This is a genomic window from Propionibacterium freudenreichii subsp. freudenreichii (genome assembly GCF_000940845.1).
Taxonomy (GTDB): domain Bacteria; phylum Actinomycetota; class Actinomycetes; order Propionibacteriales; family Propionibacteriaceae; genus Propionibacterium; species Propionibacterium freudenreichii.
The window spans coordinates 705,895-718,224 of the sequence record NZ_CP010341.1 but is presented as its reverse complement, the minus strand read 5'-3'; the positions used below and the strand labels follow the sequence as shown (position 1 = coordinate 718,224).

The 12,330-nt window shown below is 67.0% G+C and carries 11 protein-coding genes; all 11 read right to left on the bottom strand.

From position 1 onward, the window contains the following. Nucleotides 1-11: 11 nt before the first annotated feature. The gene (locus tag RM25_RS03000; RefSeq protein WP_013160569.1) at nt 12-1,115 is read right to left on the bottom strand and encodes a GuaB3 family IMP dehydrogenase-related protein; all 1,104 of its coding nucleotides are present in this window, start codon (nt 1,113-1,115) and stop codon (nt 12-14) included. 151 nt (nt 1,116-1,266) lie between these two features. Beyond that, on the bottom strand, nt 1,267-2,787 hold the full coding sequence (gene guaB, locus RM25_RS02995; protein WP_044636034.1) for an IMP dehydrogenase: 1,521 nt from the start codon (nt 2,785-2,787) through the stop codon (nt 1,267-1,269). Between the two features lie 146 nt (nt 2,788-2,933). Beyond that, entirely contained in the window at nt 2,934-4,526 is a 1,593-nt protein-coding gene (gene groL / locus RM25_RS02990) for a chaperonin GroEL (RefSeq protein ID WP_044636033.1), read from the bottom strand. A 21-nt stretch (nt 4,527-4,547) separates the two neighbouring features. Beyond that, the gene (groES, locus tag RM25_RS02985; RefSeq protein ID WP_013160565.1) at nt 4,548-4,844 is read right to left on the bottom strand and encodes a co-chaperone GroES; all 297 of its coding nucleotides are present in this window, start codon (nt 4,842-4,844) and stop codon (nt 4,548-4,550) included. Nucleotides 4,845-5,080: 236 nt separating this feature from the next. Beyond that, a complete protein-coding gene (locus RM25_RS02980; protein ID WP_196488112.1) occupies nt 5,081-6,112 on the bottom strand; it encodes a glycine betaine ABC transporter substrate-binding protein in 1,032 nt (343 codons plus the stop codon). A 3-nt stretch (nt 6,113-6,115) separates the two neighbouring features. Beyond that, the gene (locus tag RM25_RS02975) at nt 6,116-6,853 is read right to left on the bottom strand and encodes an ABC transporter permease (RefSeq protein ID WP_044636032.1); all 738 of its coding nucleotides are present in this window, start codon (nt 6,851-6,853) and stop codon (nt 6,116-6,118) included. Further along, nucleotides 6,850-8,184 (bottom strand): ABC transporter ATP-binding protein, encoded by a 1,335-nt coding sequence (locus RM25_RS02970; RefSeq protein WP_052809097.1) that lies wholly within the window; start codon nt 8,182-8,184, stop codon nt 6,850-6,852. Before RM25_RS02970 ends, RM25_RS02975 begins: the two co-directional genes overlap by 4 nt. Continuing rightward, nucleotides 8,181-8,822, bottom strand: a complete 642-nt coding sequence (locus RM25_RS02965; RefSeq protein WP_044636031.1) for an ABC transporter permease — start codon at nt 8,820-8,822, stop codon at nt 8,181-8,183. The genes RM25_RS02970 and RM25_RS02965 overlap by 4 nt, the downstream gene beginning before the upstream one ends. A 218-nt stretch (nt 8,823-9,040) precedes the next feature. Continuing rightward, nucleotides 9,041-10,405 (bottom strand): class I SAM-dependent methyltransferase, encoded by a 1,365-nt coding sequence (locus tag RM25_RS02960; protein WP_052809096.1) that lies wholly within the window; start codon nt 10,403-10,405, stop codon nt 9,041-9,043. Between the two features lie 24 nt (nt 10,406-10,429). Beyond that, nucleotides 10,430-11,656 carry an MFS transporter gene (locus tag RM25_RS02955; RefSeq protein WP_044636030.1) on the bottom strand — a complete coding sequence of 409 codons (1,227 nt, stop codon included), beginning with the start codon at nt 11,654-11,656 and terminating at the stop codon, nt 10,430-10,432. Between the two features lie 143 nt (nt 11,657-11,799). After that, nucleotides 11,800-12,285: an NUDIX hydrolase gene (locus RM25_RS02950; RefSeq protein ID WP_044636029.1), complete on the bottom strand. Its 486-nt coding sequence runs from the start codon at nt 12,283-12,285 to the stop codon at nt 11,800-11,802. Nucleotides 12,286-12,330 lie beyond the last annotated feature (45 nt).

Sequence of the window (12,330 nt, the reverse complement as noted above, 5' to 3'; positions counted from 1 at the left end):
GCCTCACCGGGTCAGCGGATGACCAGCTCGATGCGTTGGAACTCCTTGACGTCCTGATAGCCGGAGCTGGCCATCGAGCGACGCAACGCCCCCACGAGGTTCATCGTGCCGTCGGTCACCGAGCTGGGGCCGACCACGACCTCCTCCAGGCTGCCCACCGAATCGTAGTGCACGCGACGTCCGCGCGGCAGCGTCTGGTGCCAGGCCTCCGCGCCCCAGTGCCAGCCCTTGCCGGGAGCCTCCTTGGCGCGGGCGAGCGGGCCACCGATCATGGCGGCATCGGCGCCACAAGCCAGGGCCCTGGCGATATGGCCGGAGGTGCCCATGGCGCCGTCAGCGATCACGTGCACGTAGCGACCACCGGACTCGTCAAGGTAGTCGCGGCGCGCCTCGGCGACATCCGCGATGGCCGATGCCATCGGCACCTCGATGCCCAACACCTGGCGGGTGGTGGACGATGCCGCGCCCCCAAAGCCGACGAGCACGCCGGCTGCACCGGTGCGCATCAGGTGCAGGGCGGTCTGGTAGCTGGCACAACCGCCGACGATCACGGGCACGTCGAGGTTGTAGATGAACTTCTTGAGGTTGAGGGGCTCCCCCGAGCTGGCGACATGCTCGGCCGACACGGCCGTGCCACGGATCACGAAGAAGTCGACGTTGGCCTGCTCGACCACCGAGATGTATTCCTGCGTGCGCTGGGGCGACAGGGATCCGGCCACCGGCACCCCGGCCTCGCGCACCTGCGCCAGCCGCTCGGCGATCAGTTCGGGCTTGATCGGCTCGGAGTACATCTCCTGCATGCGACGCGTGGCGCGCACCTGGTCGGAGATCGTGGCAAGTTCCTCATACAGCGGGGTCGGATCGTCGTAGCGCGTCCACAGGCCCTCCAGGTTGAGCACCCCCAGACCACCGAGCTTGCCGAACGCAATGGCGGTCTCCGGGCTCATCACCGAGTCCATGGGCGCAGCCATCAGAGGGAAGTCGAATTCCACCGCATCGATCTTCCACGACAGGTTCACCAGCTCGGGATCGCGGGTGCGCCGCGAGGGCACGATCGCCACATCATCCAGCGAGAAGGCCTTGGCAGCACGCTTGCTGCGCCCGATGTCGTACATGAAGCTCTCCGATCCCGCGACGGGCCCGCCCCGGCGCAGCTCCTGAGTCTACTGGTGAAGGGCTGGGGCCGGCAGCAGCGCCCGAAGCAGCCCGGACGCATGAGTGCCCGGGACAATGTCCCGGGCACTCATGGCTATTCAGCTCAATGGGTTACTGGTGCGTCGAATAGTTCGGCGCCTCAACGGTCATCTGGATGTCATGCGGGTGGCTCTCGCGCAGGCCGGCAGAGGTGATGCGCACGAACTTGCCGCGCGACTGCAGCTCCTCGATGGTGCGGGCCCCCGAGTAGAACATCGACTGGTGCAGGCCACCGATCAGCTGGTACACCACCTGGCTGAGCGGACCGCGGTAGGGTACCTGACCCTCGACGCCCTCGGGCACGATCTTGTCGTTGCTGGTGACATCGGCCTGGAAGTAGCGGTCCTTCGAGTAGCTCATGTGGCGTCCTCGGGTGGCCATCGCGCCCAGCGAGCCCATGCCGCGGTACTGCTTGAACTGCTTGCCGTTGATGAAGACGAGCTCTCCGGGACTCTCGTCGCAACCGGCCAGCAGGGAACCGAGCATCACGGTGCCGGCACCTGCCACGATCGCCTTGGCGATATCACCCGAGTACTGCAGCCCGCCGTCACCGATCACCGGCACGCCGAAGGGGCGACAGGCCCTGGCCGAATCGTAGATCGCGGTCACCTGCGGCACGCCCACACCGGCCACGATGCGGGTGGTGCAGATGGAGCCCGGTCCCACGCCCACCTTCACGGCATCGACACCGGCCTCGCACAACGCCTTGGCGGCGTCATAGGTTGCCACATTGCCACCGATCACGTCGACGCCCGCAGCGGCCTTCTCGGCCTTGAGCTTGCGGATGAAGTCCATCTCGGCCTTCGAATGGCCGTGGGCGGTGTCGACGACGATCACGTCGACCCCCTCGTCCACCAGGGCCATCGCACGCTCCCAGGCATCACCGAAGACGCCCACGCCGGCACCGACCCGCAGGCGGCCCTGCGGGTCCTTCGCGGCCAGCGGGTATTGATCGGACTTCACGAAATCCTTCAGGGTGATGAGGCCCTTCAGGCGGCCCTGGTCGTCAACCAGGGGGAGCTTCTCGATCTTGTTGGTGGCCAACAGCTTGAGTGCGTCGTCGGGCTTGATGCCCACCGGGCCGGTGACCAGCGGCATCTTGGTCATGATCTCGCGCACCGGGCGCTTCGGATCGGTCTCGAAGCGCATATCGCGATTGGTGATGATGCCGAGCAGCTTGTCGTCGGCGTCGATCACGGGCACGCCGCTGATGTGGAAATTGCCACACAGTTCGTCGGCCTCGGCCAGCGTGGCTTCCGGGCCGATGGTGATGGGCTCAACCACCATGCCGGCCTCGGAGCGCTTCACCCGATCGACCATGTGCGCCTGGTCGTCGATCGACAGATTGCGGTGGATGATGCCCAGACCGCCCTCGCGCGCCATCGCGATGGCCATGCGGCTCTCGGTGACGGTGTCCATCGCGGCCGACAGCAGCGGCGTCTTCAGACGGATGTTGCGGGTGATCTGTGCGCTGGTGTCAACCTCGGAGGGAATCACATCGGACTCGCTGGGCTGAAGCAAGACATCATCGAAGGTAAGGCCAAGTGGAGCGAAGGGCTCCGGAGCTCCTGCTGCGTTCAGTCCATCTGCCATTGAATGAGCCCTTTCGTTTGACCTGAGGATGGACGCATTCTAGCTCGCCCCTGACAAGCACAAATGGGGCTCCCACAGGGAGCCCCATCCATGCCTTGCGATCACTGCGATCCTGAGGGTCTCAACGTCGCAGTGATCCGACGTGCCTACTTGGCGGCGTCGTCATCCTCTTCCGGCTTGTTCACCACGAGCGTCTCGGTGGTGAGCAGCAGGCTGGCGATCGATGCCGCATTGGCCAGCGCGGAGCGGGTGACCTTGACCGGGTCGATGACGCCCTGGTCGATGAGGTTCCCGTACTCGCCGGTCTTGGCGTTGAATCCCTCGTTGGCCTTCATCTCGGCCACGCGGGACACGATCACATAACCCTGCTCGCCACCGTTCTCGGCGATCCAACGGGCCGGCTCGACGACCGCGCGCTGCACGATCTGCGCGCCGACCTTCTCGTCGCCGGACACATCGAGATCCGACAGCGCATCGGCTGCGTGCACCAGGGCGGCACCGCCGCCTGCGACGATGCCCTCCTCGATGGCGGCACGCGTGGCGGACACGGCGTCCTCAATGCGGTGCTTCTTCTCGTTGAGCTCGACCTCGGTGGCTGCGCCAACCTTGATCACGCAGACGCCACCGGCGAGCTTCGCAACCCGCTCGGACAGCTTCTCGCGGTCCCAATCGGAGTCGGTGCGCTCGATCTCGGCATGCAGCTGCTTGACGCGGCCCTGCACATCGGAGTCCTTGCCGGCACCCTCGACGATCGTGGTGTCGTCCTTGGTGACCACCACGCGACGGGCGCGCCCGAGGTCCTCCAGGCTCACCTCGGCCAGCTTGAGGCCGACGGTCTCGGAGATCACCTGGCCACCGGTCAGGATGGCGATGTCCTCGAGGATCGCCTTGCGACGATCACCGAAGGCCGGGGCCTTGACGGCCACGGCATTGAAGGTGCCACGGATCTTGTTGACCACCAGGGTGGACAGTGCCTCGCCGTCGATGTCCTCGGCGATGATCACCAGCTGACCCTTGGCCGCGATGACCTTCTCGAGCACCGGCAGCAGGTCGTTCATCGAGGAGATCTTGCCGTCGTTGATGAGGATGTAGGGGTCGTCCATGACGGCCTCCATGCGATCCTGATCGGTGACGAAGTAGGGCGACACATAGCCCTTGTCGAACTGCATGCCCTCGGTGAATTCGAGCTCGGTGCCCAGGGTCTGCGATTCCTCGACGGTGATGACGCCGTCCTTGCCCACCTTGTCGAAGGCGTCGGCGATGATCTTGCCGATGCCCTGGTCGCGGGAGCTGATGGTGGCCACATTGGCCATGTCATCGGTGGTCTGCACCTCACGGGCGGCACTGTGCAGGGAATCGACCAGGGCCTTGACGGCCTTGTCGATGCCACGCTTCAGCCCCACGGGGTTGGTGCCCGACGCGACGGCGCGCAGGCCCTCGTGCACGAGCGCCTGGGCCAGCACGGTGGCGGTGGTGGTGCCATCGCCGGCCACGTCGTTGGTCTTGGTGGCGACTTCCTTGGCCAGCTGAGCACCCAGGTTCTCGAAGGGATCGGTGAGCTCAACCTCCTTGGCCACGGTCACACCATCGTTGGTGATGGTGGGAGCGCCCCAGCTCTTGTCAAGCACGACGTAGCGGCCCTTGGGGCCAAGCGTCACCTTGACGGTATTGGCGAGGACGTCCACGCCACGCTCGAGGGCGCGCCGTGCCTCCTCGTCGAATGCAAGTTCCTTAGCCATATAACTAATCCCGTCCCGGCGTTACTTGACGACGACCGCGAGGATGTCGCGGGCGTTGAGCAGCAGGTAGTCGGTGTTGTTGTACTTGACCTCGGTGCCGCCGTACTTGGAGAAGACGACGACGTCGCCCTCCTTGACGTCCATCGGCACGCGGACGCCCTTGTCGTCAACGCGGCCGGGCCCCACAGCGAGGACCTTGCCCTCCTGCGGCTTCTCCTTGGCGGTCTCGGGAATCACCAGGCCGGAAGCGGTGGTGGTTTCGGCTTCCAGCGGCTCTACGAGGACACGGTCCTCGAGCGGCTTGATCGTGGTTGCCACGTCAAACCCCTTTCTTCACTAGTCCAGCGCCGGGGTTGCCGGCGCACACGTTTATCTTGTCCTGACCAGTGGGACGTCGTCGCGGTGCCATCCCCTGGGTTGGCACTCCCCAGCGGAGAGCGCCAACTAACAAGTTATACCCCGCCTAGCACTCGATCAAGCCGAGTGCCAGAGATAGTTGAGCGCGGGAGGCTCATCCCTGCTGAAGCTCCCGCGCCCATCCGTCACCGTCGTGATCAGGATTTCGGCTTGGTAATGAATCCCTGGGCGATGAGCCAGTCATAGGCCACATCGGCCGGCTCGCGACCCTGCACGTCCACCTCGGCGTTCATCGCCAGCAACGCATCGTTGGTGAGGGCCTTGGAGACCGGGTCGAACAGCTCGCGGTACTGGTCGGCCGCCTTGTTGTAGGTCTTCTGGCGCATCACGGGCGACACATTGTAATTCGGGAAGAAGTGCCGGTCGTCCTCCAACACCGTGAGGTTGAGCGCCTTGATGCGCCCATCGGTGGTGAACACCTCGCCGAAGTTGCACAGCCCGTCGGCGGTGGCCGAATAGATGGCGCCGGTGTCGAGCACCTTGCGCTGCACCTGGCCCAGCGACAGGTCGTACTTGGCGGCCATCGGCTCGAAGCCGTCATTGCGGCTGTTGAGCTCGCTCTCGACGCAGAAGCTCAGCTCGGACGACGGCAGCGCCGCCAGGTCGGACAGCTTGCTGACGCCCAACCGGTCCTTGGTCTTCTGGGTGATCGCGAAGCCGTAGGTGTTGTTCATCGGCGCCGGGGGGAGCCAGACCATGTGGTTCTTCGCCAGGTCCTCGTCGCGCACCGCCACATACTGCTGTTCGGGATCGATGATCGGATCGGAATGGCCCAGGTAGCTGATCCACCCGGTGCCGGTGTACTCCCACTGGAAGTCGATCTGGCCGCTGAGCAGGGCCTGGCGTGCCGACGACGAGCCCGGGATATTGGTCAGGTCGTTCACATCGGCACCGGCCGACTTCAGTAGGATCACCGCGATCTTGCCGAGCACCAGCTGCTCGGTGAAGTTCTTCGAACCAACTGCGACGCTCTGGTCGCGCAGGCTGATGTCGGCCAGCGAACCGGCCAGCTTGCCCTTCGCCGACAGCCCGCCGCCGGTGCCCAGAGCACACGACGAGAACATCAGCGAACAGGCCACCACCAGCAGGATCATCAGCCGACGCGGCGAGGGACGCAGCCCCCGCGGCGTGCCGTCCACAACCCGGGATTCATGCACGTGCTTGCCCATTGCTCACAGTCCCTTCGGTTGCGTTGCCAGTTCGAGCACCTGGCCGGCCCACTCCACCAGCAGCGCCAACAGCGCCACCAGCACGGCTCCCGACACCAGGATGCGGAAGCGGAACAGGGTGATGCCCGTCTGGATCAGGGCCCCCAGGCCACCGGCATTGATGAAGGTGCCGAAGGCGGCGGTGCCCACCAGCAGCACCAGTGCGGTGCGCACACCCGACATGATCACCGGGACGGCGAGCGGCAGTTCGATGCGCCACAGCACCCCGAAGTCGGAGATTCCCATGCCGCGACCGGCCTCCACCAGCGTCGGATCGACGCCCTGCAGTCCGGTGATGGTGTTCTGCAGCACCGGCAGGAAGGCGTAGATGCTCAGGGCCACGACGGCCGTGGGCACGCCGAAGCCCATGGCCATGGCCAACAGGACGATGACGCCGATCACGGGAGCAGCCTGCCCGGCGTTCGCGACGGCAACCACCGCAGGGGCGGCACGCCGGAAGCGCGGACGGGTGAGCAGCACGCCGATCGGGATGGCGGTGACCAGCACCACCACGGTGCAGATCGCCGTGAGCACGATGTGTTGCACGAACAACTCGCCGATCGTGCCCCAGGCGAGCTGGCGGGCCTCGATGTCGTCGAGGGTTGCGGTGGCGCGCCAGATGAGCCACGCGATGAAGCCGACAAGCACCAGGATCGGGATCCCGATGACCTGACGGCTGGCGCCCTCAGGCTTCAACTTCACTTCGTGGCCCCCTCGGACTCGCCGGTGGCGGCCTGCGCCGCGGCGGCCTTCTCGGCGGCCTCGGCACGGGCGTCGGCCTCCTCGGCGACCCTCTCCTTCTCGGCGCGGGTCCGCGCGGCGCTGGCATTGATGTCGCGCACATGTTGGGTGATCTGGTCGAAGGTGGCGATGCCGAGCAGGTGGCCGTCGTCGTCGATCACCACGGCCCCCTCGTGCATCGAGGTGACCAGGGTGTCGAGCACCGTGTCGAGGGTGACGTCGCGGGTGAGCAGGATCGGCTGGCGTCCCGGGCGGGCATGCACCACCTTGCCGCGCAGGTTCGTCGTCCACAGCCAGTCGACGGGACGATCGTCCTCGTCGAGCACCACCACCTGATCGCGCTTCTGGTGACGCGCCTCGCGCAGGGCCGTGTGCACCGAGTCGCCGGCGTGCACGGTGGCGGCCTGCTCGAGCTGGATCGACGCCAGCGTCTGCAGGGAGAGCTGCTTGAGCGCCGAATCCTGGCCGACGAAATCGGCCACGAACTCATCGGCCGGATTGGCCAGGATGCGCTCGGCGGTGTCGTACTGGGCGATGTGGCCGTGGTCCTTCATCACCAGGATGCGATCGCCGAGCTTGATGGCCTCGTCGATGTCGTGGGTGACGATCACCATGGTCTTGTGCAGGGTGGCCTGCACGGCCAGCAACTCGTCCTGCAGGCGCGCCCGGGTGATCGGGTCGACGGCACCGAAGGGCTCGTCCATGAGCAGCACGGGCGGATCGGCGGCCAGCCCGCGGGCCACGCCGACGCGCTGCTGCTGCCCACCGGACAGTTCCTTGGGATAGCGCTCGCGGTATTCGGCCGGGTCGAGGCCGACCAGCACGAGCAATTCGTCGATGCGCTTGTTGATGCGCGCCTTCTTCCAGTTGAGCAGGCGCGGCACCACGGCGATGTTGTCGGCCACCGTCATGTGCGGGAACAGGCTGCCGCCCTGGATGACATAGCCGATCTGGGTGCGCAGCTTGTCGGGGTTCAGGTCGCGGGTATCGCGCCCCCCGATGGTGATGGCGCCGCTGGTCGGCTCGATGAGCCGGTTGATCATCTTGAGGCTGGTGGTCTTGCCCGAGCCGGACAGGCCGACGAAGGTGACGATCTCCCCGGCCGGAATGGTCAGGCTGAGGTGGTCGACCGCCGGGATGTCCTGGCCCGGATAGGCCTTCACGACGTCGTCGAAGACGATCTCGACGCCGGAGGTCTCGGAGGATCCCGCCGTGGGGACGGCCGGCGCGGGCGCGTCGTGGGGCTGCCGGGCAGTGGTCGAATTATCAGGCGTGCTGGATTCGCTGCTCATGCGCGGATTCCTTTCGAGATGGACAGACGGCCGATGAGCACCAGGACGGCATCCGCCACCAGGGCGATGACGACGATGCCGATGGTGCCGACCAGGGCGTAGTTCAAGGCGTTCTTGCCGCCGATCTGGGCCAGGCCGGTGAAGATATAGGAGCCCAGGCCGGGGCCCAGGGCGTAGGCGGCCACCGCGGCGATGCCCATGGACATCTGGGTGGAGACGCGCAGACCGGTGAGGATGATGGGCCAGGCCAGCGGCAGGCGCACCCGCCAGAAGATGGTCCAGGGTTTCATCCCCATTCCCACGGCGGACTCAATGAGCGTCTTGTCCACCCCCAACAGGCCCACCGTGGCATTTCGCAGAATCGGGAGCACCGCATAGAAGGCGACCAGGATCATCGAGGTCACAGCGCCGATTCCGGCCAGCGGAATGAGAATTCCGAGCAGCGCGAACGACGGAATGGTCAGGCCGATCGTCGAGATGGTATTGGCAATCGGCTCCAGTTTGGGGATGCTCGTGACGAGCACCGCGAGGGCGATGGCGATGACGGTGGCAATGAACACCGATTGGGTCACCAGGGACGCATGTTGATAGCTGCGGAAGACGATGTCCGTCCACCGCGAGGCAATGAAATCACCCATTGGCAAGCATCTCGGTTCCGATCTCCTGTCGATTTTTGGACGGCGCATCCCGGTATCGGTACGTCAATCCACAAGCACCCGCCGCACGGCCACATCACGGGGGGCCGGGCCGGTCAGACCAGCAGCCCTGGGCGGCAGGCATACCTCGGCAAGGATAGAGGGTCGGCCTTTGTATGCAACCCGGACCCCCGATTCAGCGCCCGATTCCGGGTGTCAATTCAGGGTTTTGCGCGGCTGTCACGCAGCCTTTGCACCACCAGTGCGGCCAGCCCATTCGTGGTGGGGGTGAGCAGCAGAGTTGCGGCATTCGGACCTTTTGGATGCAACTTCTTGCGCAGCGCGGCGGGGTCGATTTCGACGGCCCGCTTCTTGATCTCGAGTGTGCCAATTCGATGGGCCTTCACCCATGCCCGCAGTGCCGGCAGATGGTGGTCGATCACCTCGAGCACCTCGAAGGTGGTGGCCAGCGGGGTGGCGATGGGCTCATCGCCGGACAGATAGCCGACGCCGGGTGCCAGGCGCCAGATGTGCACCGGTGCACCGCCCGGTTGGCGGGTGCCCGACGACCCGGTTGCCGCCGGTTGGATCGCGAGCGCCCGGGAGGCGCCGGCCCGGCTCACGGCCGGGTCGGGCTCGTAGAGATAGCGTCCGGGCGCGCGGACCTCGAAGTCGGGGGCCCCGGGGTCGGCCCACGCCTGCACGCCGGAGGGCAACAACACCGCCGAGCGTGAACCCGGCACCGCGATGCGCCCGGTGCCGCCGGGGGCGCCGGGGTCCGGGACGTCGGGTGCACCATCCCCCGGCAGGTGCCACAGCCCGCATTCCACCAGGTCGCCGTGGTCGCTGACCCAGATGGCGGCGACGTCATCGGGCAACAGCTCGCGGGGGAATCCCGGACCGAGTTTCACGCAGGTGGCGTGGTCGGCCCGCAGTTGCGCCTCGACGAACGGCCACCCCGGGCTGAGGTCGTCGACCCGCCAGCTGCGTCCCCGGGAGGTACGCCGGGCCGGGTCGAGGTAGACGCAGACCCGTCTGGTGGCGCCCTGGATGAGGCCGGGCGCCAACTCCACACCATCACCGGCGATCACCACGGCCCGTGGGCCGGGACGCCTGGGGCCACCGGCGGCCGCGGGGCCGGGTGGATCGTCGGCGCCGGCATCCGCAGTCGACAGGTTGTGCCGGGCCAGCAGGGCGGTGGCGGGGTCTATCTCCACCCCGGTCACTGACAGCCCGGCGTCGAGGAAGGCCAGGGCATCGGCACCGGCTCCGCAGCCGATGTCGAGCACGGTGGTGATGCCGGCGGACACCAAGCGGCGGGCACGCCAAGCCGACACCGATGCCCTGGTGGCCTGCTCCACGCCATCGCTGGTCCACAACAGCAGGTCGGCGCGGGGTCCCAGCTTGGCCCGGGCCCGTCGCCGCAGCCCCATCTGGCTGAGCGCGGCGGCCGCCAGCTCGGGCGCGAACTCGCGGCGCATCCGCTCACCGGCCCCCAACGAATCCGGATCGGGCAGCCCGGTGGCGAGGGTGAGCGCGCGCTCGCCCTCCGGGGAGGTCAGCAGCTGGGCAGTGTGCAAGTCCACACCGTGAGCCTAGGGCCGGCCGGCTCAGGCAGAGACCGTGACCTCCACCGGCGTGGAGACCAGCTCGGGGGTGCGGTCGGGCCCGGAGGTCGCTTCGCTCCACTCCAGGGTGCGCACATCACGGGAGAACAGGGCCACGCCGGCGATGAGGAACATCAACACGCCACAACCGAAGGTGGCCGGGGCGGCCCCGACATGGGCCGCCAGGGGTCCGGCGATCAGCAGTCCGACCGGGCCGAGCATGAACGATCCCATCGCGTCGAACACCATGAAGGCCAGGCCCATCGGCGCGGACGCCACGATGATTGCCCACAGCGGTGCCGACAGGCCGAGCATCGTGAAGGGTGCCGGCATGGCGATCATGGTGATGATCAGGGGCTTGAGCAGCGGATGGCGCGGACGCCAACGCATCGCCACGAACACCGCGATCACCTCACCGACCGACTCGGCGGCGAGCACCCACGACCACGGTTCGGCCCCACCAAGTCGTTCCTTGGCGATCACCGGGCCCAGCACGGCATGGGCCGCGTTGAAGCACATGTTCAGCAGCGACCAGGCGGCCACGACCACCCACAGCCACTCCCGGCTGACGAACTCGCGCCACCCCTCCTTCATGTCGCTGACCAGCCCCGGCACCACGTCACGGGCACCGGTGTTGTAGCGCGGGTGCAGGCGCACCGCGGTGGCGGCGGTCAACGCGTACATCAGTGCGCTGACGCCCAGGCCACCAGCTCCGCCGATCACGGCCGTGACCACGCCACCGGCCACCACGCCGGCGATCCGCGCGACGGCGGCACCGAAGGACAGCAGGGCGTTGCCGGTCTGCAACCGGTCGGGTGCCACGATCTGCGGGATGAGCCCGGTGAAGGCGGGGAACCCCATGGCTGCGCCGACGCCCGACAACACGGCGGCCGCACACAGCGCATAGGCATTGGCCACGCCCAGGGCGATGAGGCTCGCCAGCGCGGTGTACGACACGGATGCCAGGACTTGGCTGGCCATGATCACGCGCTGACACGGCAGGCGATCGGCCAGGGCACCGCCGACGAGCAGGAAGAGCACCAGCGGAATCGACTCCGCGGCCAACACGATGGACAGCAGCGAGGCCGAACCGCCGGGCAGTCCGAGGATGCCGAAGGACAGCGCGACGGGCGCAAATGACATGCCGAGCGTGTTGAGGGTGCGTCCGGCGAACAGCAAGCCCACGCCCGGTTCACGCAGCAGGGAGAGGTCTTTTCGCCAAAAATTCACCGCAGAATGTTACGTGAGGCCGGCAGTGTTCTCAAAGCGTGGCCGCTCAACGCGAAAACTTGCACTCCGCAGGCCTCCACGCCGTGATTTGTTGCGTCGCATGGTGACTGGGCCGGGGCGCAGCTGGAGGCCGTGGCCGTGCGCTACAGCACCGACCAGCTGGCCGAGGTGGGGTGCCCGTCCTCGTAGGGGATCACCGCATGGAACTGGCTGATGCCCGAATCGAAGACCAGGGGCACGAAATAGCGGTCCCCCTCCCACATCGGCAGTTCCCCCAGGGCGTCGATGGGCTGCCAGCCCAGCGGACCCTCCTCGTTGGCCTCGGGGATGTCACCGTGCCAAGCATCGACCAGGAAGATGAACCCGAATTGGTCGGAGCCGTCTGGATTGAACCCGGGCCAGCTGACCGTGCCGCGCAGCTGCATCGAGTCGACCTCGAGATGGGCCTCCTCGCGCAGCTCGCGGCGCATGCCGGCCACCACGTCCTCATAGCGCTCGACCTTGCCGCCGAGCCCGTTGTACTTGCCCAGCTGGTCATCGTCCGAGCGGGCGATGCGATGCACCATCAGCACCTGACGCCGATCGGGGCTCAGGATGAACGCCAGGGTGGTGAGCGTGGGCGTGATCATGTCCGCGCTCCCCCGGCTCCGCCCCGACCCACGACGGGCGTGGCG

Coding starts and splice junctions, on each gene's coding strand:
- guaB (WP_044636034.1), bottom strand. CDS start 2,787: ATGGCAGATGGACTGAACGCAGCAGGAGCTCCGGAGCCCTTCGCTCCA.
- groL (WP_044636033.1), bottom strand. CDS start 4,526: ATGGCTAAGGAACTTGCATTCGACGAGGAGGCACGGCGCGCCCTCGAG.
- RM25_RS02970 (WP_052809097.1), bottom strand. CDS start 8,184: ATGAGCAGCGAATCCAGCACGCCTGATAATTCGACCACTGCCCGGCAG.
- RM25_RS02980 (WP_196488112.1), bottom strand. CDS start 6,112: ATGGGCAAGCACGTGCATGAATCCCGGGTTGTGGACGGCACGCCGCGG.
- RM25_RS02965 (WP_044636031.1), bottom strand. CDS start 8,822: ATGGGTGATTTCATTGCCTCGCGGTGGACGGACATCGTCTTCCGCAGC.
- RM25_RS02950 (WP_044636029.1), bottom strand. CDS start 12,285: ATGATCACGCCCACGCTCACCACCCTGGCGTTCATCCTGAGCCCCGAT.
- RM25_RS03000 (WP_013160569.1), bottom strand. CDS start 1,115: ATGTACGACATCGGGCGCAGCAAGCGTGCTGCCAAGGCCTTCTCGCTG.